The following is a 25,096-nucleotide window of genomic DNA, read 5'->3' as shown; positions in this document are numbered from 1 at the left end:
AATTGGTGTTAATCTAAAAGTAGTTACAAAGACAAATTTTAGAGGAGGAAATATCATGGCAGATTTAGAAGGACGCTCTAAAGATTTGAAAGACAAAGTTGCAGGTGAAGGCAAAGAAGCCTATGGAAAAGCAACAGGCGATAGAAGTAAAGAAACAGAAGGTAAAGCCCAATCTGTAGGTGCGGATATCAAGAGTAAAGCTCGTAATATCGGCGATGAAATCAAAGAAGGCTTTGAAGATGTAAAAGAAAAATTTTCAAAAAAAGACCATAAATAGTCTACTTGTAAATTATAAAAAAGCGTCCTACCAATAAGGTGGACGCTTTTTTAGCGATTATCCAATATCAATGGACGCGAATGTTTTATTTTTTAATTCAAAAACTTCATCACATTTTTTAGCCACTTCTAGTTCGTGTGTCACAATGATGATACAGCGATCTTGCTCATGGGCGATTTCTTGGAAGAGTTGAACGATTTCTTGTGAAGTCGTTTCATCAAGGTTTCCTGTTGGTTCATCCGCAATGATCAACTGATGTTCGCAACAAATCGCTCGGACGATCGCTACGCGTTGTTGTTGTCCCCCAGATAATTTAGTGACTTGTTGTTTTGCAAGTGTTTCATTTATCCCAACGCGTGCCAAGCGATCAAGTGCTACTTGGCGAGAACCTTTTTGAGGAGTATTTGAAATTTCCATGGCGGTAATGACGTTATCAAGAGCGGAAAGGTAAGGCAATAAGTTGTACGCTTGAAAAATAATGGATACATCATTTTTACGATAATTCCGTAGTCCTATTTTAGCTAAAGCTCGCTCTTCATAATAAACAGTCCCTTCTTTTGGTGTATCAAGTCCTGAAATCAACGAAAGAAAGGTCGTCTTTCCTGAACCACTTGCTCCTAGTATGGCGTACATTTTTCCTTTTTCAAAAGATAGATTCACATCTTTATAAAGTGCTTCTGTTGGATTCTGATACCAGAAGCCCAAGTTTTCTGTACGTAACATCCAATTCCTCCTTTAGTTTAATAAAATTTTTCGTGGATTTAATCGTAGTATGCCGATGGAGGCTAGAAAAACTGAGAGTAAGCTGATCCCAAATGCAACAGCTGCTAGTAGGCCGAATTGAGCTGGTTGAACGGTGATTTCAAGGTCGCTTACTTGCTCCGAAACGGTAAATGGATTACTAGTTCCACCTGGTTGTCCGCCAGGTCCACGATTGCCACCACTAGGCATTTGCTCTCCTTGTTGCTCGGCAGGTGAGTCGGTTGACGTTTCAGTTTGTTGATCAAGTAACTGTTGACCAACCGCATTTGCAACGACATTTCCACTAAAGGAAGCCGCAGCTAACGCGACGATCATACATAGGGCTACTTCTGCAAACAATTGAAGGACGATTTTGCTTCTGGATTCACCTAATGAAAGCAATACCCCTAATTCATGGCGACGCTCACGAATCGTGATCATGATGATCAAAGTCAAAATGATGATTCCGGTAACTGCAACGAGTAAAACGACATTTTGTGAAAAACTAGCCACGTTGTTAAGTGGTTCAAGCATTGCTTGGAACATGGTATCGTTTGATTGAAGACTGAACGTTGAAGTATTGATCAGGTTTTCTGCTTCATTGATAAAGTCTGTCATTTTATTAGGATCGGTCAGCGTATAAACCGCAGAATCGATTGTGTCATCTTCTGCCGCGCCATTCAATGTATTGGCAAACGTATAATAAGTATACAAAGTGTTCGCTGGATTCATGAAATTGAAATTCATTCCCATGCTACTAGTTGTTTCACTTGACTCATAGATTCCTTTGATCGTCATTTCATAAGTAGTTTCTTCATCTTCCGTGCTAGTAATTATGAAAGTGTCCCCTACGGATAAGTCATTCGCGCTAGCTAAAGTAGAGTCGATCACAACATTATTCGTATCTTTGTCGCTATCAGTGATTCCTTCTCCTTCGATGATTTTAGCTGTGCCATCTGTAAAGCCACTGGTTTGGGCTGTATTCGATACCCCGCTGATTTGAAAATCTGCTTGGATCATTTGCGGTTTGCCACCTCCCATAGCTCCACCCAAGTTTTCACCGTTTGGTGCAGCTTCAGTTGCAGTATCAGTTTCTTCGGATGTTTCTGAGGTATCAGAGCTTGAAATGGCAGTGATTCCGCTATTTGCTAAAGCTGATGCAGAGCTTTCAAAGGAAAAACTTGCTACATGATATAGTGCTGCGATCTTTTCTGCATCGCTGACTGAAACAGGTGTGAGGGAGAAACTTCCAGGATCTGGTCGTCCACCGGATTCAGTATCAGTTGCCTCCGTTTGTTTTTGAAAAGCGGCTTCGCGATTTGCACTTAAAGTGACCGTCGCACCGACATCTTTTTGAGCTTGCTCTGCTGCTTCTTGTGCCGCACTACGTATGGTTAGTCCAGCAAGAACGAAGACAAGGATTGCTGTAAAAACTGCTAATAATAATAAAGAACGCCCCCATTTTACTTTTGTACTTTTTAATGCTCGTTTGAAAAAATTCATTGGTTCGATCTCCTTTCGAAATGAGTACAAAAAATAGAATAAAGGGAGTAGCTTAAGCCTACCTTAAAAAGAGGCTACGAATACAAACAGTTGAAAGCTAAAAACAGATCAAATGGAGCAGGAAATGAAAAACATTCTATAGTTATTGAGTAATTTATGTTAAAATAGACGAAGTATCTTCTAAAATAAAAGAAGAAAAAATGGTCTGGGAAAAACATGAAGATAGAAACAATCGTACATGCTAGCGATTTGTTTGATTTGTTGTATAATGATGTGGAGCAGTTGATCGAGCAACTGAAGCAATCCCGATTTTTTTGTGTCAAAAAAAGATCCTAAACGCCTGTAAGATTAAGATAGATTTGATTATCTAATGAAATCATCCGAAAATGAGGCACTCAGAAATTGGATCGTTTTAAATAAAATAGAAAATCGACATCGTCAAAATGAAGATGTCATAAGAAGAGGTGAAATTTGTGAGTACCATTAAGATTATCCCTTTAGGCGGTGTACGCGAAAACGGAAAAAATTTGTACATTGCAGAAGTAGGGGAAGCAATTTTTATTTTAGACTGTGGTCTGAAGTATCCTGAAAACGAATTATTAGGGATTGACGTTGTAATTCCTGATTTTACGTATCTAGAAGATAATGTCGATCGTGTAGCAGGTGTCTTTCTGACACATGGTCACGCAGATGCGATTGGGGCGTTGCCTTATTTATTGTCAAAGATTTCTGTACCTGTGTTCGGAACCGAATTGACGATCGAATTGGCAAAATTGAATGTCAATCGCAATGATGCTGCAAAAGGATTCAAAGATTTTCATGTGGTAGATGAGCATACAGAGATTGATTTCGGTGAAACAATCGTTAGCTTCTTCCGCACCACCCATACGATTCCAGATTCAGTTGGGATCAATTTAAAAACCCAAGAAGGAAATATCGTTTATACGGGTGATTTTAAATTTGACCAAATGGCGATCCCAATGTACCAAACGGATTACGCTCGTTTAGCAGAGATTGGGAAAGAAGGCGTGTTAGCTTTACTGAGTGAGTCAGCAAATGCAGAAAACGCGACCCCTGTTGCTTCTGAGTTCCAAATTGCTGATGAAGTATTTGACACCATCAAATATTGGGAAGGACGGATCATCGTTGCTTGTGTTGCAAGTAATCTTCAACGTGTCCAACAAATCTTAGACGCCGCTGCTAAAGCAGGACGTAAGGTTGTGTTGACTGGGCAAGACTTTGAACGGATCATCCGAACAGCTATGCGCTTAGAAAAACTTCAATTACCAAGTGAAGACCTATTGGTCACATTAAAAGATATGAAAAACTATGAGCCTGAAGAACTGATCATTTTGGAAACAGGCCGGATGGGTGAACCAATCAAGTCTTTACAAAAAATGGCGAATGGCGCACATCGCCATATCAAGATCAAAGAAGGCGATCTTGTTTATATCACAACGACACCAAGTATTGCGATGGAAACAATGGTTGCTAAGACAGAAGACATCATTTACCGAGCTGGTGGAATAGTCAAACAAATCTCTGACAACCTGCGGGTTTCCGGTCATGCAAATCCAAATGACTTACAATTGATGTTGAACTTCATGAAACCTAAATATTTCATCCCAGTTCAAGGAGAATACCGTGAACTAGCTGCCCATGCAGACTTAGCCCATGCAGTTGGTATCCCCTATAAAAATATCTATATCACAGGACGTGGGGATATTTTAGAATATAAAAACAAGCGGATGAGTGTGGCAGGTACGACAAGTGCTGAAAATGTCATGATCGACGGACTAGGTGTCGGTGATATTGGAAACATCGTCTTACGCGATCGTAAAATCTTATCTGAAGACGGTATTTTTGTTGCAGTAGTGACAATTAGTCGTCGCGAAAAGAAAATTGTCTCAAAACCGCAAATCACTTCACGAGGATTTGTTTATGTCAAAGCAAGTCGTGATTTGATCAATGAAAGTAGCAACATGATCGAAACTATTGTAGGCAAACATTTAGAAAGCGATGATTTCGAGTGGAGCAAGTTGAAACAAGAAATACGTGATCAATTAGGTCGCTATTTGTTTGAACAAACCAAACGTCGCCCAGTGATTTTACCAGTCATCATGGAAGCGACACAACGTCGCGGCAAAAGATAAAAAATGAAAAGCTATATCAAAAGGTGTTCAGATAATGGATATGTTTGGTATAGCTTTTATTTTATAGAAGTGAGCGCATTGGATATATTATGGAAAGGTGGAAGTGTATGTAATGGAAAAGGAATTTTTTTTGGAAAATAATCAAATGAAAGAGAAACAGATTATCGTTTTTGGCGTAACTTCAATGAGTACAGATAGTACGCTTTATATCAATTTGTTAGTAACAAAGATGAACAACTTAGCAAAAAAACAAAATTTACTTGTGCATGTTGACATGCATAGCATTTCTAAGTTGGATCAGTATGCAAAGGCTGCCGATGTTATTCTATTATCACCAGAGCTGTCTTCTATGAGAGAAACTATCGTAAAAGATTATCCTACAAAGGTTATTGAAGTGATAGACATGAAAGATTATGGTCTGCTAAATGCTGAGAATATCTTAAAAAAATTTTTTGATCACTAAACTAGAGAAGAAGAAATTTTCAAAGTAGTTAGCAAACTGCTTTTTTATATTTTATCACTCTTCCACCTAAAAAAGTGTTGCGGATTAGTTCAGTCTTGTAAGGCTTATAAGGTAGCTAAACTGTAATAAAAAATACCAATAGTAGAAACTAGCGTCTTAGTTTCTACTATTGGTATTTTTTATTTTGAACATTATTACAGTTTCGTAGTCATTCTAGATTTATTCACAGAAATCAAACAATAAACAGAAACTGTCAATTATAGACGAAACATTCTTTTATCTGGGTATTCAATAGTAAGTACACGCTCACTTGATACTTGGTACAACCTGTATTATCTGTTACAATTGAATAGGATATACTGTACTACTAATTGTGTAAATGTTCGAAACGAAAACGAAAGAGTCAGTGACCAAAATGTTGAGGAGTGAGAAGATGAAGATTACTTATCATGGACATTCTTGTATTTCTCTTGAAATGCAAAATGGCCAACAAGTGCTGATAGATCCATTTATTACTGGGAATCCTATGACTGATTTAAAAGTGGATGAAGTCCAGACGGACTGGATATTGATCACCCATGGACATGCTGATCATATTGGAGACATGTTGCCGATTGCGAAGAACAATGAGGCGACCATCATCAGTATTGTCGAAATCGCTGATTATGCACAACGGCAAGGAGCAAACTCTTTTGGTATGAATATTGGTGGCAAAAGGGAGTTTCCTTTTGGCACAGTCAAATTTGTCCATGCACAGCATAGTTCAAGTATTGAAATCGATGGTGTTTCGCGTTATATGGGAGAGCCTAGTGGTATTCTGATCCAAGCAGAGGGGAAGACGATTTATCATGCGGGTGATACCGCAGATTTTAGCGATTTAGCGCTCTTAGGTGAACAGTTTATGATCGATGTAGCCTTTTTACCGATTGGCGACAATTATACAATGGGTCCTGAGGATGCGGCTCGTGCAGCGAAGCGAATCAAAGCGAAGAAAGTCGTACCGATCCATTACAATACCTTTCCCGTCATTGAACAAGATCCGCAAGTATTCATCGATTTATTAGCAGATACCGAAGGAAAAATAATGAGCGTTTCGGAAACGCTGGAAGTGTAGGGGAAAAAGATGGCGACAAAACATGATTTGATTTTAGAATATATCGAAAGCCTACCAGTGGGGAATCGAATATCTGTCCGTAGTATAGCCAAAGAATTGAACGTCAGTGAGGGAACGGCCTATCGAGCAATTAAAGATGCTGAAAATGTAGGGTTAGTGTCAACGATCCAACGAGTAGGAACGATACGGATCGAACGTAAGTTGAAGAAAAATATCGAACGATTGACGTTTGGCGAAGTCGTGCGGATCATCGAAGGCGATGTCTTAGGCGGGGCAGTCGGTCTAGATAAAGTCTTGAATAAATTTGTCATAGGTGCGATGACCGAACATGCAATGGAACGCTATATCACTCCAGGTTCATTGATGATCGTCGGTAACCGTACTGAAGTGCAAAAGTTAGCACTTGAGGATGGCGCAGCAGTGTTGATCACGGGTGGCTTTGATACGACGCCTGAGATTGCCAAATTAGCTGATGAATTAGCTATGCCGATTTTACGTACGACCTATGATACATTTACTGTAGCAACGATGATTAACCGAGCGCTTAGTGACCAACTGATCAAAAAAGATATCATGCTCGTCGGTGATATTTATCTGTCTGCCCAGAAAACACATTATTTGTTACAGTCGGATACGGTGGCTGATTATCAACGGATTTCAGAAGAAACCCAACATTCTCGTTTCCCAGTGGTGAATCATCACATGCGTTTGATGGGGATCATTACGGCAAAAGATGTCGTAGGTAAAGCACCGACACAAGTCATTGATCGGGTCATGACCAAAGATCCAATCAGTGTCAAGAAAACGATGAGCGTTGCTTCTGTCGGACATCAAATGATTTGGGATGGTTTAGAAGTCATGCCAGTCGTTTCCGATGATTTGACGTTAGAAGGATTGATCACACGACAAGATGTCATGAAGGCGATGCAATTGGTACAACGTCAACCGCAAATTGCTGATACGATTTCTGATCAGATTTCAGGAGCTATCCAAACGATCGATACCGATCGCGAAGGCAATCGATTGACGACGCCTAAGTTCAAATTTGAGGTTTCACCACAAATGGTAACAGGTGTTGGAACGATTTCTTTTGGGGTATTAAGTGAAATCATTTCAGATGTTGCTCAAAAAACAATGATCATGAATCAACGAAGAAATATCTTGTTGGAACAAATGAATCTACATTACCTTCGTCTGATCCAGATCGAAAGTGAGTTAGACATTCATCCAAGAGTTTTAGAAATCGGTAGAAGGTCTGCTAAACTTGATGTAGAAGTATTTATAGAAAACACGATCGTGGCTAAAGCTATTGTCGTCTGCCAAGTGATGGAACGTTCGTAGGAAGTAGGAAAGAAAATGACCATACAAGAAGAAATTTTGAATGAAATCAAAAAATATCAAAAAATCGTGATCCACCGACATCAAAGGCCAGATCCAGATGCTTTAGGTTCACAAGTGGGATTAGCCGAGTTATTACGTAATAGTTTTCCAGAAAAAGAAATTCGTCAAGTTGGAAAAGACGTTGAAGGTTTACGTTATTTAACAGAAATGCAAGAAATCGACGATGCCTTCTATCAAGGGGCATTAGTCATTGTGACAGACACAGCGAATGCGCCACGTATCGATGATAAGCGTTATTCCTTAGGAGATCAAGTGATCAAAATCGATCATCATCCAAATGATGAACCATATGGCGATTTACTTTGGGTGGATACGAAAGCTAGTAGCTGTAGTGAAATGATCGCTGAGTTTGCTTTGATGTTCCCTAATGAGCTGAAAATGAACAGCGATTCTGCTCGTTTATTGTATGCGGGAATCGTTGGAGATACTGGTAGGTTTTTGTATCCTTCAACAACAGGTCGTACGTTAGAACTAGCAGCAGAGTTAAGAAAGTACTCTTTCGATGCAAGCCAATTGAATCGTGAAATTGAACAGATCACCATGAAAGTAGCGAAATTATCCGGTTGTGTCTATCAAACGATCGAAGTTGACGAAAAAGGTGCCGGAAAAGTAATTTTGTCACAAGAATTGTTAGACAAGTATGGCATCGTTGATTCAGAGACCGCAGCTGTCGTCTCTTTACCGGGTGTGATTGACGAAGTGTTAGCTTGGGCGATTTTTGTCGAACAACCAGAGGGCTATTATCGTGTACGTTTACGTTCAAAAGGACCAGTCATCAACGAGATCGCCAAACGACATCATGGTGGCGGCCATCCCTTAGCAAGTGGCGCAAATGCAAAAGACCTGCAAGAAGTAGCAGAGATCTACAAAGAAATACAAGAAGCTTGCACCAATTATGCACGTTAAAAGTGTACTTCAAGTAGTCAATCGAGAATTTTAAGCAAACGTTACATTCTCTTTTATCTATTCCCTTTGGCACGAATAAATGGTGGGGGTAGAAGTGACCTCTTCGGCAATCAGGTTCCTTCTACCTTGCCCCTTTACTCATCGAAGTTGAGTGTCTTTTTATCAGGGATATGTGCAATCAAGGTCAGTGAGATTGAATCAGCGGAGGTATTCTAGGATCTCCGATAAGAAGTTGCTCTTTTCAAACTGTTATTTTTCCGTTATAATATTGCTCAATAACGAACAAAAAGGAGAAACAACATGACAGTACCAAATTGCCCAGTATGTGGTTCAGAATATGCTTATGAAGATCGGGGATTATTGATTTGTCCTGAATGTGGAAACGAATGGACACCATCTGAAGAAACAGAAGCAGAAGCAGAAGGTTTAGTAGTACTTGATGCAAACGGCAATCGTTTAACAGATGGCGACAGTGTGACCGTTATCAAGGATTTAAAAGTAAAAGGAGCTTTCTCACCTATCAAACAAGGAACAAAGGTGAAGAATATCCGTTTAGTTGAAGGAGACCATAATATCGATTGTAAAATCGAAGGGTTTGGTCCAATGAAGCTGAAATCAGAATTTGTCAAAAAGAATTAAAATATTCAATCTCTTTTCACAATTATTCTACTCGAACAATGGTAAAATAAAAGCAATGAGGAAAGGGTGAAACGATTATGTATGGATATGGTTTTTATGGCTTAGATCCAACGTTTCTTTTAGTTATTGCTGGATTGGCTATTTCCGGAATTGCTTCTGCTTACGTCAATAGTACTTTTCGTAAATACGACAAAATCAGAAGCAAAAATAACGTGACTGGTACACAAGCCGCTCAGTTCATTTTACAAAGTCAGCAAATCAATAACGTTGGCGTCCAACAAATCGCCGGTGATTTGACGGACAATTATAATTCAGGGAACAAGATGTTGAGTTTATCGCAAGCTACAGCACAATCTACATCAGTCGCTGCAATTGGTGTAGCTGCCCATGAATGTGGACACGCAGTGCAAGATGCCGTTGGTTATGCTCCGTTGAAAATCAGAGCTTCATTAGTGCCTGTCGCGAATTTTGGCTCGATGATTTCGTTTCCGTTGATCATGGTAGGTGTATTATTTAGTTGGAATACGACGTTGATCAATATTGGTATCTTCGCTTTTTCATTGGCACTATTGTTTCAACTTGTTACGCTACCAGTAGAGTTCAATGCGTCAAGACGAGCGATCCAAATTTTAAGTGAAGGTGGCTTACTGACAGAAGAAGAGGTACCAATGGCGAAACATGTGCTATTTGCGGCGGCTTTGACCTATGTTGCTGCAGCGCTATCTACTTTCTTACAATTACTACGTTTGATTTTGCTCTTTGGCGGCAATCGTCGAGACTAGAACAAACCAATAGAAGTGAGGGACAGTCGATTGGACTGATCCACTCACTTTTTATTTTGGAGAAATTTTTAGCAATTTAAAAGTTCAGACGATAGAGACACGCTTGTTTCTCCTATCTTTTCTTTAAATCAAATCATTTTATTGACATAGAGTTGTTGAATTTTTGTGACTAAATCTACCCACAAATCTTTTTCTTTACTAGGATCAAGGTAAAAAATTTTACTCGTTTGATGCAATTTATCAAACCAATCGGTGACGATCAAATCTGCTTGTTCTGGATTTTCTGTCAAGCGAATCATTTTTTCGTCAAATACTTGTCGTAATCGATTTTGGATATGATAATTCCCAGTCAGCGTTTTATTCATTTGTACATAGATCAATAATTTTTCATTTGTTTCCGACTGCAAGAGGTTATAGATCAAGCTACTCAAATAATAAATAATCAACGTTTTTTTTGGGTGGTCATGAAAAACTTCAGAGATAATTTGTTGTATTTGTTGTATTTGTTCATTCGATTCATCAAGCTCAAGTGCTGGTTTAGGAAAATGCAACGAGTAGAAAAAGGGAGTTGTATTTCCCAATATCAAAATAGAAATTAAAGAAAGCATAAGATAGTAATTGTAAAAAAACCTTTTTTCAGATGCTGCGATCACTGGAAAGGTTTGAGCTAGCTCTTTTGTGAGTGAGGTGATTTTCATACATAGATGATTACGTTTATTCGTCAAAGTATAACCAATCAAACTCTTCTGCTGACTTGAAATGAGATTAGGAAAAAAGCAATAAATCAAAAAATTAAAATACAATAGTTCATCAATGGCGATTTCATGTGGTAAAAGATGAAACAAATGATGTTTAAAACTACCAGAGATATCTTGTACCTGTTGCAGCAATTCTAAAATAGCATAGACCTCACTAGATTCAGAGGTAATCAATGATGATTGTTGTGTACGAAGCGTAAAAATAGCAATCAGCAAATACAAGTTTTCTTGATATTTCAAAGAATGCTTTGAAACGAGCAATTTTTTGGATAATCGCCGCTCTTTTTTTAGTTGGCTCAATTTGAATTTATCAAAAGGCCATTCCAACCCTTGAAAAGCATCAGATAGAATAAAAAACAAATAGAGTCGGATAAATAATTCGTTTCCTTTGAACAAATAACAGCCCTGAGATGAAACAATCTCGATTTCAAAATCTTGAAGTGTTTCATTCAATTGGTGTGTTAATTTTTCTAAGTAAGAGTGGGATATGTATAATTGCTCCAATAAATATTTTTTCGGAACATACGCTTTGGGATAATTGACCATAAGTAATAAGTAGTTGAAACGATTAGATTCTCTTAAATAAAAAAGTTTGAGTTTGTGATAAATCATCATTTTTATTTCTTGGTATTCATCGGATATAGTTATTTCTCCTTTGTGTGTAGAGAAAATAAAAGTAGAAATGCTCAAGTGCTGTTCAATCGTAGTATTCAACTTTCGAATCAATTCTTTGATTGTCCGTTTAGGTATAGTCAGTTCATCCGCCAGTTCTTTTAACGTACATTGACTTTTTTGAGCGATCGTATAGAGGACTAATAATTCTTTCTTTTTTGCATCGATTAACATGATGGACTCCTTTCTGACAATTAGTGTACTAGTGGTGACATAAAATGTGAGTGGAAAGTGTTTTCAATGTATGATATTCTCACATAGTAATAGAATTAGATTATATAACTTGTTATTTTAATAAATGATAATCAGTTATCTATTCTATTGTTTATTTCTTTGCTTATTTTGTCAAGTTGGAATCATTTAAATAATCTTGGATGAGGGAATACAATGTTATTTAATTGAGTGTTTCGTTATTTTTTAAATCTTATTTTTGGCGAAGCATTAGATAAATCAAGCTTCTATTACAAAGAGACATATTTTAACCCCCGAAATATGTTATTATCGTTTTTTTTTATCAAAACTTGTTTCTTCATGGTTTACATAAGTTTTTCCTACTAGCTAATGCGCTGGATCGTCATGGGAAATAAAAAAAGAATCATTGCCGGATATGAATAAGATAATCGGAAAGGATGGATGGTTTCGTGGGAAGAGTGACGAATTTTAGTAAAGAATATTTACTATTTAAGAGTATGGTATATGCTGAAGAAAATGGGTTATCGACAATCACAGCGAGAAGTTTAGCTTCTTTTTGTGGCTGTTCTACTTACCCGATCTATGCACATTTTAAATCAATCCGTATACTAAAAGAAAAAATTATCGAAGAGATCACGATATGTTTTGATCGATATTTAGCTGAATACGTTATTGACGATTTTTTCAGTGTCGTTCATTTATTGAAGGAGTTTTTCTCGATTCATGAGAGTATTAGAGGAGTAGTTATCAAATCCGAATTAGACATGGCCTCGTTGTTCAAACGAACGTTCTCAGAGTTTGTCAGAGAACATACGGGAATCAAAGAAGCGTATTTATTAGAACTTCTTTGGCTGAACGCACTAGGAAGTTTAAATTCAGATAAATCATCAAAGGAATTTTTTGAGACAATGACATTGATTTGGAATAAGTTAGCAGAATTAGAAGATGATTTGCCTGAAATGCTAACAAATATCCAATACGTTCCGGATAATTGACCTTACATTTCTTAGTATGGATGATTTACTTTAGTTGTATGTATGAAGCATCTCCAAAAAGGAGGTGCTTTTTTTAACGCATCAAACTAAGGTTGCTTAAAACCGGAAACGCCAAATGTGGCGTCGTACAAAAGCAAATCATAAAATAAGACAGTATTTGCTTTTTGTAAATTTTTTTGCTATTCATCTGGCAGGGCTCATAGCAATTAGTTCGCTTATCTATTTGACTGTGATATGATTGTAGTAGATAAAAAGGAGCTGATAATTATGAAAACATCAACAAAAGTAACGATTGGATTAGGTGTCGCAGCAGCAGCAAGTGTGGCAACAGCTGTAGTTGTTTCTGGCAAAGTGATCGAAAAAATCCATCATCTAAGTAACCGAACAAAAGTAAAAAAATTCGTGTATGACAAATTTGATGGGAATGAAAAGTTATTAGATGTCGTCGACCATTTATCAGATAGCGATTTAGATTCATTGATGGGTATGCTTGCAAAGATTAAATCTGGCAAAAAGAAAATTTCTGTCTACGGTGACTCTATCAAAGACTCAACAGAAGATGCGAAAGGTCGTCTGATGTCACTTGTTGAGAAAATGATCTAAAAACGATTCTCTTTGAATTGATCGAAAAAAGGAACAAGCAAGGCGATGTTTATTGCTGCTTGTTCCTTTTTTATATGTGTAACAAAAGGAGATAACAAAAGAGTAAGTCATCTGCTTTTTTTAAATTGAAGCCTGTTTGTTCGTCAAACTTTTCGATCCGATATTGGAGAGTGTTTCGATGCATAAAAAGTTGTTTAGCCGCTGAACTGATATTCCCGAAATTTTTCCACAGTTCGATAATGATGTCTTCCATTTTAAAACTACGGATTATTTCTTGATATTCATTTGTTAGCTGACTGGATGTAGCTAATTCTTTTGTATAATAATATAAGGCAATTTCTTGTATGGAAGTCGTTTGGTCGGCTACTTGTATTTGTGTTCGTTTATTCAGGAAAATTTTTCGTTCTTCATTGAACATAGCGGTTAGATTTTGTCCAGCTGAATGGAATGAACCGACAAAGGCTTGTGTCGTCATATCAAAATCGACATCAAGAGATAAAAAGATGCCTTTAAGATCTGTCGTATTCAAATAATTGGTATGCTTTCTTTCGATGATCAACGCATCTGTCTCTGTGTAAAGAAAAAAATCAAGAGCTTCGGGAAATAATCCGGAAATTGTTTCTCGCCATTCTTTTTGTAAGAAATCTGATCTCTTTTCAAAATGTAACTGAATGATTCGACAGTTTTCTTCACATACATATACCTTTTCCTCAAATAAATATTGATACCAAGGATGGCTGTCTAAGGTGTTTGTTTTCTGAAATAACGCTTTCAAAAGTTTTTCTTCTTGAACGGACAAGGAACTTTTATCGATCCACAAGAAGTAATCTTCTACAACCAGTGAAAGAATTCGATCATCAGAAGAAGGAGAATTCTTTTTTTGTGCATTTGGGTATAATCCAAGTAACTTTTCTGTGTTCATTTACTTCACCTCATCCTCTAGTTTACCATAGGACATGGCGATAAGGAAAAACTCTTTGTACTTCACTAAAAAGCCAGTTATACTATGTTTGATAGAGAAGATAAGTAAATCTAAAAAAGGTAGGAGTACAAGTGGTAGAAACAGAACAACAGCGAATAAAAGAAGAATGGATGCGTGTGGCTATTGAAGAAGCCAAAAAAGCAGAAGCGTTAGCAGAAGTACCAATCGGCGCCATCGTGGTTCACCAAGGACAGGTTATTGGGCGTGGGCACAATTTGAGGGAAACAACACAAAATGCAACAACACATGCTGAGATGATTGCAATCCAAGAAGCATGCAAGGCAATCGGAAGTTGGCGTTTAGAAGAAACACAATTATATGTCACGTTAGAACCGTGTCCAATGTGTAGCGGTGCTATGATTCTTTCTCGCGTAAAAGAAGTTTACTTTGGTGCCTATGATCCAAAAGGAGGAACCGCAGGGACATTGATGAATCTACTTGAGGATGAACGTTTCAACCATCAGGCCGATGTGGAGGGCGGAATATTAGAAGAAGAATGTGGTGAACTTTTATCTATGTTTTTTAGAGAGTTGCGAGCAAAGAAAAAGAAATTAAAAAAGGACTAGCCAAGGATAATAAAATGCGGTATACTATTCCTTGCCGAAAGGCTAGGACAATGGTGGGCTTGTGAAGCGTGTCAGATCCGGAAGGAAGCAGCACTAAGCAGGTGCCGCCATGTGTCTGATTGATTGGATTATTAAGCCTAAAGGGCTTTTTTTTATTAGAGGCAAGTTTAAGGTATTTAGATTTTGTGAAAAAGTCTAAGTACCTTTTTTTTGTGAAAAAACTTTCCATGTGAACAAAGGGAAACCCTATGGTATGATGAAAAAAAGTGAGGTGGAACAAACAGTGGAAGAAATCGTTCTTTTACACACGAATGACTTACATTCACATCTTGAAAACTGGCCACGGATCAGAAGATTCCTTGAGCAAAAAAAGCGTGAAAATGAGAAAAAAAATAATACGACGACTCTCACGGTTGATCTTGGAGATTTTGTTGATCGTTGGCATCCTTTGTCAGAAGCAACGAATGGTCATGCCAATGTTGAATTAATGAATCAAATCGGATATGATGCAGCAACTATAGGGAATAATGAAGGTGTGGGTAATTCCAAGAATGAGTTGAATCATTTATATGATCACGCGAATTTTGATGTGCTACTGAGCAACTTATTCGATAAAAATACTTTGCAACCACCAGTGTGGACAAAGCCATATAAAATCATCGAAACAAAGCAACGAACAAAAGTCGGTTTGATTGCTTTTACTGCGCCATTCCCTTTGACATATAATCCAAATGGATGGGACATCCGTCAGCCGTATGACCTTTTGCCAGAACTAGTGGAGCAATTGCGTCCACAGGTAGACGTTCTTGTTTTAATGAGTCATTTAGGGATCCAAGATGATTTACAGATTGCAAAAGAAATCCCTGCAATCGATGTGATTCTAGGATCGCATACTCATCATCTTTTTATTGATGGGAAAGTCGTGAATGAGGTACAATTAGCCGCTGCCGGAAAATTTGGGCAATATGTAGGGGAAGTACATCTTTCATTGGAAAATAAAAAAATCATCGGACACTACGCCAAAGCGATTCCGACAGATACAATGACTGCATTCGTAGAGGATGAGAAAGAAATCGCCGGTTATCTTGAACAAGGACATCGTCTTTTAGCCCAAAAGAAAGTGGCAGATCTGCCATTTGACTTATCACTTGATTCATTTGATGAACATTCCTTTATCCAAATCGCTTTAGAAGCGGTAAAAGAAAGAGGAAACACAGAAGCATCATTTCTGAATAGTGGGCTTTTTTTGAATAGCGTACCTAAAGGAGTGGTTGACCAAGATCAACTCCATAGCGCACTGCCACATCCGATGCATTTGATCAACGTCACGCTGAAAGGGTCAGATATGATTCGCTTAGTGTTGGAAATTGAAAAAAGTCGCCTTTTTTTACGGAATTTTCCTATCAAGGGAATGGGGTTTCGTGGTCAGATATTCGGTGAGATTTTCTATAGTGGGATCACGTATGATGCGGTCAATCGAGAAGTTCTGTGGCAAAAACAACCAATCGAAGAGGAAAAGAATTATACCGTTACTACGGTCGACCACCTGATGTTTGTTCCTTTTTTCCCAACCATCGAAATTGTCGGACAGGTCGATTTTTTATTTCCCGAATTTATTCGCACAGTAGTGGGAGACTACTTAAATGCTCACTACCCAACCAATGAAAAAGAAGGTATAATAGAGAAATAGGTGGTGAAAGCATGTCGACGAAACAAAATAAACAACACAACAGTGACAAAAAAGAGAGTCAAACAACGGTCGATCGCTCACAAGAACAAACAGTGACCGAAGAAGTGACGGCAGTTTTAGAAGAAATAATCGAGGAAACGAAGCCAGAGAAAGTCAAAGGAGAAATCGTCACATTGACAGATGAAACGAATCTTTTGATTGGTGATAGACCTTATCGTATCCTAACGGATTACCGGGAAGGTTTCAATGCTGAGAAGCTTGGTGAGAGATATAGCGAAGTGCTTTCCAGATACGATTACATCGTAGGTGACTGGGGGTACGAACAGCTACGTTTGAAAGGCTTTTTTGATGCCACGAATCGACGTGCTCACCCAGATCAGCGAATTGATGCATTAGAAGATTATTTATACGAATATTGTAATTTTGGCTGTGCATATTTTGTCATTGAACGTATTGGCGGAAAAAAAGAAAAAAACACCCAACGACGTAAAAAGAAAAAAAATCCGAATCGCAACAATCAAGCGCACATCGATGAAAAAAAAGCGCCCGTTGAATCGGTACGCAAACAACCTGTGATCAAAAATCGTAAACCAGCAACACCAAAGGGAACTGAAAAAACATCAGAACGCCCAACAAAATCAACTTCTAAAAAGAATTTTACTATTAGACAAAGGGAAGAATGATCCTATGAATTATAAAGGCTATTTGATCGATTTAGACGGAACGATCTATCGTGGAACGGAGCCGATACCGGCAGGAAAGCGATTCGTCGAACAGTTACAGGAAAATGGGACGCCCTTTTTATTTGTAACCAACAATACGACAAAAACACCGGGTACAGTGGCACAACGTTTAGCCACTGAGTTTGATATCCATGTCTCACCAGAAACGATCTATACAGCATCTCTAGCGACAATTGATTTCATGAAATCAGACGCTAAAGGAAATAAAGTGTATGTGATCGGTGAAGCTGGATTGACAGATTTGATCTTAGAGGCAGGGTTTGTATGGGAAGAAGAACATCCTGATTATGTCGTAGTAGGCCTAGACAATCACTTGACTTACGAAAAAGTGGTGACCGCAACGTTAGCGATTCAAAAGGGAGCAACGTTCATCGGCACGAATCCTGATAAAAATATCCCTACAGAAAGAGGATTATTACCTGGAGCTGGCTCGGTTGTTTCTTTTGTAGAGACAGCGACACAAACCACACCGGTCTATATTGGTAAGCCAGAAGCAATCATTATGAATAAAGCAGTGGAACTTTTAGGATTGAACAAAGAAGAAGTCATCATGGTAGGAGACAATTATGAAACTGACATCCAAGCAGGGATTCGTAATGGGATCGACACACTGCTTGTGTTATCAGGCTTTACAAAAGAAGAAGACATGCCAGATCTGCCAACACCAGCAACCTATGTCTTGCAATCGTTAGATGAATGGAGTTTCTAAAACAATGAAAAATAAACGATGGCAATGGGTGGAATATGCGGGGATGGTTAGTTTGTTCCTGACGTTGTTCACTTTAGCAATTGCAATAACGATCAACTTCCGCCCACTATATGTGTTTGATATCGGGCATCTAGGTATCTTAGATTACACTACTGTGGATCAGCCAACATTACTTCGAAATTATGATCAACTGATGAGGTATCTCAATAATCCTTTTGAGCAAGTGTTGGCACTTCCCGACTTTCCAATGTCAGCGAGTGGCTTACATCATTTTTATGAAGTCAAGTTATTATTCATGCTCAATTATGCGGTGTTGTTACTTACATTGATCCCAAGTGGCTTGTTTCTTCGCCAGTTGAAAAGAAATCAGCGTTTGTGGCGGCTAATACGCCCATTCCAAATCGGCATGGTCCTACCATTTGTTTTTGGCTTTTTCATGTTGATTGGTTTTGATCGTTTTTTTATTCTTTTTCACGAAACATTTTTCAATAATGATGACTGGTTGTTTGATCCTCAGACTGATCCAATCATCAATGTCTTACCTGAGCAATACTTCATGCATTGTTTCATTCTGTTTTTTGTGCTTATCGAATTATTTTTCGCTTTGATGGTTCTTGTTGGCAAAAGAGAATTGAAAAAGGAGAACAATTAACCAATCACTTACGTGTAGCGCGTTGATTGTTTTTTCGGATATAGCAAAAAATCATCCATAAAAATCCTTTTGCGATTTTTATGGATGATTTTTTATTTTTATTTGATTATTGTGTCAAACGGCTCCGTTTTTCCGGTTCTTGGTGGGCCAAGCGGCTTGCGGCAGAGGCAGCAATTGCTCCCACGATATCATCTAAAAATGTATGGACATTTTTGCCATCGTGACTATTTAACTTTTTCAAGATCCCAGGTTTTACTTTATCGATATAGCCATAATTGGTAAAACCAATCGTTCCATAAACATTGACGATCGACAAGGCTAAAATTTCATCTATTCCGTATAATCCTTCATCATCTTCAATGATATGTTGAAGAGGGCTCATCAATTGTTTTTGTTCTGCCAAGATATCTAATTGGATGCCAGTAATGATCGCGTTATGGACTTCACGCTTTGTCAAGACTGCATTAATACTTTCCGCACAATCCTCCAAGCTTAAATCTGAGATATAGTCTTTTTGTAAAAACATGACTAATTCAGCGATATCCTCGATCGTTACGCCACGTTCTTTTAGGAGATCTCGCGCTTTTTCTTCTAAGGTTTCTGTTTTTATGACCATTTTTGATTCCTCCGTCTCTTCTTTCTATCTATCATGGTAACGTAGTACGTACAAAAAGCAAGAATCATTTCTTTTATAAAAAAGCAGCTAAGTTATTTTGGTCCAAATGTTTTATCGTAAAGGCTTGTACTATGACCAGGCTGTGTACGTTCTTTTGGATTGATGAAATGCAATGCGTTATTGACAGCAGTCGGTGCTTCTCCAAATCCCGTGGCAATCAATTTCACTTTTCCTTCATAGCTACAAATGTCGCCAGCAGCATACACACCAGGAATTGAAGTTGACATATCAGAGTGTACGGTGATCGCATTTCTGGAACTTTCAAGTCCCCAAGAAGATAAATGCTCTAAATTAGAAGTGAACCCATAATTGACGATCAATGAGTCAACCATGAGATCAATCGTTTCATCTGTCTTAGCTTTTTTTAGACGAATGTCTGACAACTCTCCATTTGAACCAGATAAACGCTCAATCAAATAAGGTGTTAATACATTTACAGAGGATGGTTTCAACTGATTGACGCTATGTTCATGAGCCCTAAATGCCTCTCGACGATGAATCAAATAAACTTCGCTCGCAATAGGTTCAAGCATCAGTGCCCAGTCGATTGCTGAATCCCCACCGCCAGCAATGGCAACTTTCTTTCCTGCATATTTCATTAAGTCGTTCACGAAATAATCTAACCCATGGTTTTCGTATAGGTCAGCATGTTCTAAGTTCAGCTTTCTTGGTTGGAAAGAACCACTTCCTAGTGTCAGGATCACAGCTTTTGAATAATGGATACCTTTCGTAGTAGTGATCTCGATGATCTCGTCTTCTCTGGAAAGTGAGAGAACTTCTTCATTTAAATGAAATGTATGATTAAAAGTGGTCAATTGTTTCTTTAAATTATTAACAAGATCAACCGCTTTGATTGCTGGATAACCAGGGATATCATAAATATATTTTTCAGGGTATAAGGTAGTTAACTGTCCGCCAAGTTGAGGCAAACTATCAATAATATTGGTTTTCGCTTGGCGCATACCAGCATAAAAAGCTGCAAACATGCCAACCGGCCCTGCACCAATAATTGTAATATCGTAAATTTCCATTTGAAATTCCTCCCTTGGTGACACTATAACAGAATTTAATTGAGAATTCTTCTCAAATAGTTTAATTATGGAACGAACAGTTACTAAAATATAAGGAGTGATCTAACATATAGTTTATTTACTTTCAATATTAGCTAAAAAGAGTTATTTTATTAGTACGAAGTGTTTGAATCTAAGAGGTAGAATTTTATGATTAAAAGAATAACAAGCAATGCAAAAGAAGACGGAGTATTGACGCTGTCTTTTCTTTTAGCAATAGGGACCATGTTCGTCATCCCGCCAAACTTCAATTATTTTTCTTATATCGATTTTCACACATTGATTCTTCTTTTTTGTTTGATGTTGATTGTAGAAGGGATACGGCAACAACAGTTTTTCGATTATCTAGGCAATTATTTGATCACCCAGACAAAAAATACGAGAGGCATAATTTTGATTTTAGTGTTTCTCACGTTTCTCAGTAGTATGCTGATTACGAATGATGTGGCACTGATCATTTTTGTACCATTTGGTCTATTGATAGTAGAAAGGAGCGGCATGCGAACCTTGATTCCTCTCGTCATAACTTTGATGACGATTGCGGGTAATCTAGGAAGTATGTTCACTCCGATCGGTAATCCACAAAATCTTTATTTATTCGCACAGTCACAATTACAACTGCTCGAATTTTTACAGTTGATGCTTCCATATACACTAGCTGCTGCCATATTATTGGTGGTGTTGATCTATGGGAGAATCAAAAATAATACCATCGATTTGGCGAATGCAGATGAGATAATGTTAAAGCGAAAACAACTCATTTTTTATTTTGGTCTATTTTTAATATGTCTTCTAGCTGTAAGTGGCATCATCCCTCATTATGTTGTATTGGTCTTAGTGAGTGTCAATATACTAGGCAATGATCGCCGACTCTTTAAACAAATCGATTACTCCTTATTATTTACGTTTGTTTTTCTTTTTATATTTATCGGGAATATCAAACAAGTAGATGTTGTCCGAGCCTTTTTTGAAAAAAGTGTGGCGCATCATGAAGTCAGTGCAAGCATTTTTGCAAGTCAATTGATTAGTAATGTTCCTGCGGCGCTCCTACTATCAAGTTATACAGAAAATATCAAGGGTTTGATCATTGGGACGAACTTGGGAGGATTAGGGACATTGATTGCTTCAATGGCAAGTTTGATCTCTTACAAATTAGTCATCAAGCAATATCCCGAATGGAGAAAAAAGTATTTATTCGTCTTTGCATTCTACAACATCGTTTTTTTGATTTTCTTGTGGCTCATCTTTACCGTATATCAATAGAATATGTTATGATTACACAGGAAGACAGAATTTTTTAGGAGGAAGAAAAAATGGCATTTCCACAACTTGATCTTATGAATGAAAAGGGGCCTAAAGCTCTTATAAAAACGAATCGCGGAGATATTACAGTAAAACTATTTCCTGAGTTAGCACCTAAAACAGTCCAAAACTTTGTTGAATTAGCAAAAAAAGGATACTATGATGGTGTGATTTTTCATCGTGTGATCCCTGATTTCATGATTCAAGGAGGCGACCCAACCGGTACAGGTATGGGAGGCGAAAGCATTTACGGTGAAAGTTTTGAAGATGAGTTCAGCCGCGAATTGTTCAATCTACGTGGCGCACTATCAATGGCTAACTCTGGTCCAAATACAAATGGCAGCCAATTCTTTATCGTCAACAACACAAATGTGCCAGAAAACATGCTTAGTCAATTAGAAGGAGCAGGATTCCCTAACGAAATCATTGAAGCGTATAAAAATGGTGGAACACCATGGCTTGATTTCCGTCATACAGTGTTTGGCCATGTACTTGAAGGAATGGACACAGTCGATGATATCGCAAATGCGCAACGTGGCCCACAAGATCGTCCAGTACATGATGTAGTGATCGAAACGATTGAGATTTCTGAATAAAATAAAATTTTAAACATACCAAGCTCTTAAAAAACACCGAACAGCAAAAGCAGAAAATACTTTTGCTGTTCGATGCTTTTTTGGTTTGGGCGGTAACAAAGTAGGAAAGAATAACATTTGTTGTGCAATGACTTCTTTCGTTTTCTAACTTAAAGCACGTTGGATACGTAAGAGTCCTTCTTTTAATACTGATCTTGGACAAGCGACATTCAAACGCATATGGCAATGACCGCTTGGTCCAAAACTGATTCCAGGATTCAAGACAACTCTGCCTTTTTCAATCAGCTTCTTTTCAAGTAGCCGGTCATCTTTCGTATAGGCAGAAAAATCAAGCCATATAAGGTACGTTCCTTCTGGCTTCATCACTTTGATATCAGGAAGATACTTAGTAAAGAAGGTAATGACTTCTCGGACATTTTCTTCCAGATAAACTAATAACTCATTTAACCATTCCTCACCAGTTTCGTAAGCAGCTTGAGTGCCTAAGAGTCCGAAAGTATTGATTCCTTGATGTTGATTTTTTTCTAATTGTTTCGTAAAGCGACTTTTTAAATCATGATCTTTGATGAAGACCATTGAATTTTTTATTGCAGCTAGATTAAATGTCTTAGTTGCTGAAGTGAATGTGATCAATAATCGAGAAAGGGCAGGATCAATTGTTTGCATCGAGGTGAATTCATATCCGGAAAAGACGATATCTTGATGGATCTCATCACTAAATAAGAAGACGTCGTATGTTAAGCATAGTTCACTCAACTGTTTGAGCTCTTCTTTGGTCCAAACACGACCACCTGGATTATGCGGGTTACATAGAATCATTGCTTTTATCTTGTTTGAGACAATTTTTTCTTCCATATCTTGAAAATCCATTTCAAAATGATTGGCTGTTTTATTTAAAGGACTGCGAATCAATTGACGCTCATTATTTTCAACAATTGCACCAAATGGCGGATAAACTGGATCATGAATCAACACTGCGTCACCTGGAGCTGTAAATGCTTGAATCGCCAATGAGAGACTAGCTAAGACTCCACTAGTGAAAAGAATGTGGTCTTTAGTTAGAGTCACATGATGGCGCTTTTCTTCCCAATCAATCACTGATCGGTAGAGACCGTCCGGTACGATCGAATAACCAAAAATGCCTTTTTTCAGATAGTTTTGAAAAGCTGTTGTTACTCCTTGAGGGGCAAGAAAATCCATATCCGCTACCCATAAAGGTAAAAGATCATTCCTATGATAAGTTTGTGAGATGGTATCCCATTTTACGCTATCTGTGTTTAGTCTTGAAACTATTTCATCAAATTGTTCCATCTATAAGACCTCCATATCTAGATGCAAGAACAGAACTTCTTTTTTTTTAATATTTACAGTATAATGATAAATGCGAAGAGAGGGAAGTATATGACTTATAGAATAGGCGAAATAATCAAAGGGAAAATCACTGGAATACAACCATATGGAGCGTTTGTTTCATTAGATGAAGAGACACAAGGGTTGATCCACGTATCAGAAGTGCAATCTGGTTATACGAAAAGTATTCATATATTATTGAAGGTAGGGCAACCGGTGACTGTACAAATCATTGATATTGATGAGTATTCGAACAAAATCAGTCTGTCGTTACGTACCTTAGAAAAGAAAGTACCATCGATCCCATACCGAAGAAAACGATACTTCACTAATAAAAATAAAAAAATCGGGTTTGCAACGATTGAAAAACAGTTACCTATATGGATCAAGGAAGCATTGATCCAATTAGATAAAAAAGAACCAAGGAAATAAAAGTGTATTTTTTCTGAAAATATGCTAAAATTCTCTTGTAAGCCATAAACAAGTTGATCGAGGTGGAAATTTTGGCAAACAAAAGAGTCGCTGGTACAATTATGTTGCATTTGGAGGATGGATCTAAAAAATTTTTAGTTCATTCAAGAGAGAATAAATTAGAGTTCGCATGCGCAGACCACTCAAATGATAAGACTGGTTTAGCAAACATACTTAGTTTCCTAAAAGAAATCGTTCATATTGATGTGAGTAAAATCAACTTGATGGAGTTGACGAATACCCATATCAATCAAGAAAATGTTCCACTTTTTGTTTTTGAAACGGAACAAAAAAATCAACAAGAACAGTTAGGCGAAGGTTATCATTGGGAAGATCCAGGACAAATGCGTACGGTACTAGGGATTTATGAAGTAGATGGTGTACCGATTTTTTAAATTGATTCCAGTACTTCTACCAAAGAGAAATGAATACCGTCCGCAGGTGTATCGTTGACTACTTGAGAATCAACGAATAAAATAGGAGATCATTTTTTGGAACCAAGCAGGACTTTCAGAGAAGTTTGAACATCTTTCAAACTTCTTTTTTTTGTCTATCTTACAAGAAAAGTAGAAGAGAATGTTCAGGATTCAATTGATTTTTTAACTTTTTTATAAAAAAAACACTTAAATACATGGATAATCCGAATGATCATAAAATGATTGGAAACCTTGTCTTTTTTTTACTTAAAAATAAGTATTGACGCTAGGTGTGTAGCATGGTAAATTAGACAACGTTGATTCGAAAATAAGTTCTTTTGAAAATATTCAGAAAAACATCGAAAAAACTATTGACCGCTGGATAAAACCATGTTAATATAACGAAGTTGAATTGTTTCAGCGCTTTGTGAGACGCTTATATGTAAGGATTTAAAGCGAAATAAAGTGTTGACAAATAACATACGACGAGTTATGATGAGTGAGTTGCTGAAACAGCCTCGTGAAAAACGAGTTCAAAAAACTTTTGAAAAATAGTTGACAATCATCCGAGAGTTTGCTAAGATATAAAAGTTGCTACGGCAATCACAAATGATGAATTGAGACAGTTGTGTTTCAATTATCACGTAGACCTTTGAAAACTGAACAAAGTAAGA

General features: G+C 37.6%; 26 protein-coding genes and 1 other RNA gene. 20 read left to right on the top strand and 7 right to left on the bottom strand.

The window, feature by feature from the left end; all coding sequences use genetic code 11:
- The first annotated feature begins 55 nt into the window (after window positions 1-55).
- Window positions 56-277, top strand: coding sequence for a CsbD family protein (locus tag P3R27_RS10085; protein WP_010736118.1), 222 nt, complete (start codon window positions 56-58; stop codon window positions 275-277).
- Between the two features lie 57 nt (window positions 278-334).
- On the opposite strand, the gene P3R27_RS10080 is transcribed toward P3R27_RS10085, so the two are convergent.
- Window positions 335-1,000, bottom strand: a complete 666-nt coding sequence (locus tag P3R27_RS10080) for an ABC transporter ATP-binding protein (protein WP_126133954.1) — start codon at window positions 998-1,000, stop codon at window positions 335-337.
- Window positions 1,001-1,012: 12 nt separating this feature from the next.
- A complete protein-coding gene (locus P3R27_RS10075) occupies window positions 1,013-2,521 on the bottom strand; it encodes an ABC transporter permease (RefSeq protein WP_301357370.1) in 1,509 nt (502 codons plus the stop codon).
- Window positions 2,522-2,994: 473 nt separating this feature from the next.
- On the opposite strand from P3R27_RS10075, the gene P3R27_RS10070 reads away from it, so the two are divergent.
- From P3R27_RS10070 to P3R27_RS10040, 7 genes are all read left to right on the top strand, one after another.
- Entirely contained in the window at window positions 2,995-4,674 is a 1,680-nt protein-coding gene (locus tag P3R27_RS10070; protein WP_034688849.1) for a ribonuclease J, read from the top strand.
- A gap of 112 nt (window positions 4,675-4,786) precedes the next feature.
- Window positions 4,787-5,137 carry a PTS sugar transporter subunit IIB gene (locus tag P3R27_RS10065; RefSeq protein ID WP_034688848.1) on the top strand — a complete coding sequence of 117 codons (351 nt, stop codon included), beginning with the start codon at window positions 4,787-4,789 and terminating at the stop codon, window positions 5,135-5,137.
- A gap of 433 nt (window positions 5,138-5,570) precedes the next feature.
- Window positions 5,571-6,251, top strand: coding sequence for a metal-dependent hydrolase (locus P3R27_RS10060; protein ID WP_034688847.1), 681 nt, complete (start codon window positions 5,571-5,573; stop codon window positions 6,249-6,251).
- 9 nt (window positions 6,252-6,260) lie between these two features.
- Entirely contained in the window at window positions 6,261-7,592 is a 1,332-nt protein-coding gene (locus P3R27_RS10055) for a DRTGG domain-containing protein (RefSeq protein ID WP_034688846.1), read from the top strand.
- 15 nt (window positions 7,593-7,607) lie between these two features.
- Entirely contained in the window at window positions 7,608-8,558 is a 951-nt protein-coding gene (locus P3R27_RS10050) for a DHH family phosphoesterase (protein ID WP_034688845.1), read from the top strand.
- A 300-nt stretch (window positions 8,559-8,858) separates the two neighbouring features.
- Complete coding sequence (locus P3R27_RS10045; protein ID WP_126133956.1) at window positions 8,859-9,197, top strand: zinc ribbon domain-containing protein YjdM; 339 nt, start codon at window positions 8,859-8,861, stop codon at window positions 9,195-9,197.
- 77 nt (window positions 9,198-9,274) lie between these two features.
- The gene (locus P3R27_RS10040; protein WP_034688840.1) at window positions 9,275-9,979 is read left to right on the top strand and encodes a zinc metallopeptidase; all 705 of its coding nucleotides are present in this window, start codon (window positions 9,275-9,277) and stop codon (window positions 9,977-9,979) included.
- 128 nt (window positions 9,980-10,107) lie between these two features.
- On the opposite strand, the gene P3R27_RS10035 is transcribed toward P3R27_RS10040, so the two are convergent.
- Entirely contained in the window at window positions 10,108-11,583 is a 1,476-nt protein-coding gene (locus P3R27_RS10035; RefSeq protein WP_034688839.1) for a helix-turn-helix domain-containing protein, read from the bottom strand.
- A 467-nt stretch (window positions 11,584-12,050) separates the two neighbouring features.
- Here P3R27_RS10035 and P3R27_RS10030 point away from each other — a divergent pair, with 467 nt between their 5' ends.
- Both P3R27_RS10030 and P3R27_RS10025 read left to right on the top strand, forming a co-directional pair.
- The gene (locus P3R27_RS10030) at window positions 12,051-12,596 is read left to right on the top strand and encodes a hypothetical protein (RefSeq protein ID WP_034688837.1); all 546 of its coding nucleotides are present in this window, start codon (window positions 12,051-12,053) and stop codon (window positions 12,594-12,596) included.
- 267 nt (window positions 12,597-12,863) lie between these two features.
- Window positions 12,864-13,199, top strand: coding sequence for a hypothetical protein (locus P3R27_RS10025; protein WP_034688836.1), 336 nt, complete (start codon window positions 12,864-12,866; stop codon window positions 13,197-13,199).
- Between the two features lie 70 nt (window positions 13,200-13,269).
- On the opposite strand, the gene P3R27_RS10020 is transcribed toward P3R27_RS10025, so the two are convergent.
- On the bottom strand, window positions 13,270-14,121 hold the full coding sequence (locus P3R27_RS10020; protein WP_034688834.1) for a helix-turn-helix domain-containing protein: 852 nt from the start codon (window positions 14,119-14,121) through the stop codon (window positions 13,270-13,272).
- Between the two features lie 131 nt (window positions 14,122-14,252).
- Between P3R27_RS10020 and tadA the strand changes: the two genes are divergently transcribed.
- The 6 genes from tadA (at window position 14,253) to P3R27_RS09990 (ending at window position 18,541) form a co-directional block, all read left to right on the top strand.
- Complete coding sequence (gene tadA / locus P3R27_RS10015; protein ID WP_034688832.1) at window positions 14,253-14,747, top strand: tRNA adenosine(34) deaminase TadA; 495 nt, start codon at window positions 14,253-14,255, stop codon at window positions 14,745-14,747.
- A gap of 40 nt (window positions 14,748-14,787) precedes the next feature.
- Window positions 14,788-14,872: signal recognition particle sRNA small type (gene ffs / locus P3R27_RS10010), an RNA gene on the top strand.
- 158 nt (window positions 14,873-15,030) lie between these two features.
- A complete protein-coding gene (locus P3R27_RS10005) occupies window positions 15,031-16,437 on the top strand; it encodes a bifunctional metallophosphatase/5'-nucleotidase (RefSeq protein ID WP_284592395.1) in 1,407 nt (468 codons plus the stop codon).
- Window positions 16,438-16,448: 11 nt separating this feature from the next.
- Window positions 16,449-17,120: a YutD family protein gene (locus P3R27_RS10000; RefSeq protein WP_126133958.1), complete on the top strand. Its 672-nt coding sequence runs from the start codon at window positions 16,449-16,451 to the stop codon at window positions 17,118-17,120.
- A gap of 4 nt (window positions 17,121-17,124) precedes the next feature.
- Window positions 17,125-17,889, top strand: a complete 765-nt coding sequence (locus P3R27_RS09995; RefSeq protein ID WP_301357060.1) for a TIGR01457 family HAD-type hydrolase — start codon at window positions 17,125-17,127, stop codon at window positions 17,887-17,889.
- 4 nt (window positions 17,890-17,893) lie between these two features.
- Window positions 17,894-18,541: a TIGR01906 family membrane protein gene (locus P3R27_RS09990; RefSeq protein ID WP_034688827.1), complete on the top strand. Its 648-nt coding sequence runs from the start codon at window positions 17,894-17,896 to the stop codon at window positions 18,539-18,541.
- A 106-nt stretch (window positions 18,542-18,647) separates the two neighbouring features.
- On the opposite strand, the gene P3R27_RS09985 is transcribed toward P3R27_RS09990, so the two are convergent.
- Complete coding sequence (locus tag P3R27_RS09985; protein ID WP_010736099.1) at window positions 18,648-19,157, bottom strand: phosphatidylglycerophosphatase A family protein; 510 nt, start codon at window positions 19,155-19,157, stop codon at window positions 18,648-18,650.
- Between the two features lie 92 nt (window positions 19,158-19,249).
- The gene (locus tag P3R27_RS09980) at window positions 19,250-20,248 is read right to left on the bottom strand and encodes an NAD(P)/FAD-dependent oxidoreductase (protein ID WP_034690853.1); all 999 of its coding nucleotides are present in this window, start codon (window positions 20,246-20,248) and stop codon (window positions 19,250-19,252) included.
- Window positions 20,249-20,437: 189 nt separating this feature from the next.
- On the opposite strand from P3R27_RS09980, the gene P3R27_RS09975 reads away from it, so the two are divergent.
- On the top strand, window positions 20,438-21,550 hold the full coding sequence (locus P3R27_RS09975; protein WP_301357057.1) for an SLC13 family permease: 1,113 nt from the start codon (window positions 20,438-20,440) through the stop codon (window positions 21,548-21,550).
- A 50-nt stretch (window positions 21,551-21,600) separates the two neighbouring features.
- Complete coding sequence (locus P3R27_RS09970; protein ID WP_034690848.1) at window positions 21,601-22,185, top strand: peptidylprolyl isomerase; 585 nt, start codon at window positions 21,601-21,603, stop codon at window positions 22,183-22,185.
- A gap of 144 nt (window positions 22,186-22,329) precedes the next feature.
- Here P3R27_RS09970 and P3R27_RS09965 read toward each other — a convergent pair whose 3' ends face one another.
- Window positions 22,330-23,496 carry a MalY/PatB family protein gene (locus P3R27_RS09965; RefSeq protein ID WP_034690846.1) on the bottom strand — a complete coding sequence of 389 codons (1,167 nt, stop codon included), beginning with the start codon at window positions 23,494-23,496 and terminating at the stop codon, window positions 22,330-22,332.
- A gap of 90 nt (window positions 23,497-23,586) precedes the next feature.
- Here P3R27_RS09965 and P3R27_RS09960 point away from each other — a divergent pair, with 90 nt between their 5' ends.
- Both P3R27_RS09960 and P3R27_RS09955 read left to right on the top strand, forming a co-directional pair.
- A complete protein-coding gene (locus tag P3R27_RS09960; RefSeq protein WP_301357054.1) occupies window positions 23,587-23,967 on the top strand; it encodes a CvfD/Ygs/GSP13 family RNA-binding post-transcriptional regulator in 381 nt (126 codons plus the stop codon).
- Window positions 23,968-24,038: 71 nt separating this feature from the next.
- Window positions 24,039-24,401, top strand: coding sequence for a hypothetical protein (locus P3R27_RS09955; protein ID WP_019724011.1), 363 nt, complete (start codon window positions 24,039-24,041; stop codon window positions 24,399-24,401).
- The last annotated feature ends 695 nt before the right edge of the window (window positions 24,402-25,096 follow it).

Source organism: Enterococcus spodopteracolus, from assembly GCF_030441955.1.
Taxonomy (GTDB): domain Bacteria; phylum Bacillota; class Bacilli; order Lactobacillales; family Enterococcaceae; genus Enterococcus_B; species Enterococcus_B spodopteracolus.
This window is presented reverse-complemented; position numbering and strand designations above follow the sequence as displayed.

What these genes read in the sequence shown, in the direction of transcription:
- P3R27_RS10085 (WP_010736118.1), top strand. Translation starts at nt 56, where the DNA reads ATGGCAGATTTAGAAGGACGCTCTAAAGATTTGAAAGACAAAGTTGCA.
- P3R27_RS09970 (WP_034690848.1), top strand. Translation starts at nt 21,601, where the DNA reads ATGGCATTTCCACAACTTGATCTTATGAATGAAAAGGGGCCTAAAGCT.
- P3R27_RS09965 (WP_034690846.1), bottom strand. Translation starts at nt 23,496, where the DNA reads ATGGAACAATTTGATGAAATAGTTTCAAGACTAAACACAGATAGCGTA.
- P3R27_RS10055 (WP_034688846.1), top strand. Translation starts at nt 6,261, where the DNA reads ATGGCGACAAAACATGATTTGATTTTAGAATATATCGAAAGCCTACCA.
- P3R27_RS10065 (WP_034688848.1), top strand. Translation starts at nt 4,787, where the DNA reads ATGGAAAAGGAATTTTTTTTGGAAAATAATCAAATGAAAGAGAAACAG.
- P3R27_RS10020 (WP_034688834.1), bottom strand. Translation starts at nt 14,121, where the DNA reads ATGAACACAGAAAAGTTACTTGGATTATACCCAAATGCACAAAAAAAG.
- P3R27_RS10035 (WP_034688839.1), bottom strand. Translation starts at nt 11,583, where the DNA reads ATGTTAATCGATGCAAAAAAGAAAGAATTATTAGTCCTCTATACGATC.
- P3R27_RS09995 (WP_301357060.1), top strand. Translation starts at nt 17,125, where the DNA reads ATGAATTATAAAGGCTATTTGATCGATTTAGACGGAACGATCTATCGT.
- P3R27_RS09990 (WP_034688827.1), top strand. Translation starts at nt 17,894, where the DNA reads ATGAAAAATAAACGATGGCAATGGGTGGAATATGCGGGGATGGTTAGT.
- P3R27_RS10060 (WP_034688847.1), top strand. Translation starts at nt 5,571, where the DNA reads ATGAAGATTACTTATCATGGACATTCTTGTATTTCTCTTGAAATGCAA.
- P3R27_RS10025 (WP_034688836.1), top strand. Translation starts at nt 12,864, where the DNA reads ATGAAAACATCAACAAAAGTAACGATTGGATTAGGTGTCGCAGCAGCA.
- P3R27_RS09975 (WP_301357057.1), top strand. Translation starts at nt 20,438, where the DNA reads ATGATTAAAAGAATAACAAGCAATGCAAAAGAAGACGGAGTATTGACG.
- P3R27_RS10080 (WP_126133954.1), bottom strand. Translation starts at nt 1,000, where the DNA reads ATGTTACGTACAGAAAACTTGGGCTTCTGGTATCAGAATCCAACAGAA.
- P3R27_RS09980 (WP_034690853.1), bottom strand. Translation starts at nt 20,248, where the DNA reads ATGGAAATTTACGATATTACAATTATTGGTGCAGGGCCGGTTGGCATG.
- P3R27_RS09985 (WP_010736099.1), bottom strand. Translation starts at nt 19,157, where the DNA reads ATGGTCATAAAAACAGAAACCTTAGAAGAAAAAGCGCGAGATCTCCTA.
- P3R27_RS10075 (WP_301357370.1), bottom strand. Translation starts at nt 2,521, where the DNA reads ATGAATTTTTTCAAACGAGCATTAAAAAGTACAAAAGTAAAATGGGGG.
- P3R27_RS09960 (WP_301357054.1), top strand. Translation starts at nt 23,587, where the DNA reads ATGACTTATAGAATAGGCGAAATAATCAAAGGGAAAATCACTGGAATA.
- P3R27_RS10050 (WP_034688845.1), top strand. Translation starts at nt 7,608, where the DNA reads ATGACCATACAAGAAGAAATTTTGAATGAAATCAAAAAATATCAAAAA.
- P3R27_RS10000 (WP_126133958.1), top strand. Translation starts at nt 16,449, where the DNA reads ATGTCGACGAAACAAAATAAACAACACAACAGTGACAAAAAAGAGAGT.
- P3R27_RS10045 (WP_126133956.1), top strand. Translation starts at nt 8,859, where the DNA reads ATGACAGTACCAAATTGCCCAGTATGTGGTTCAGAATATGCTTATGAA.
- P3R27_RS10040 (WP_034688840.1), top strand. Translation starts at nt 9,275, where the DNA reads ATGTATGGATATGGTTTTTATGGCTTAGATCCAACGTTTCTTTTAGTT.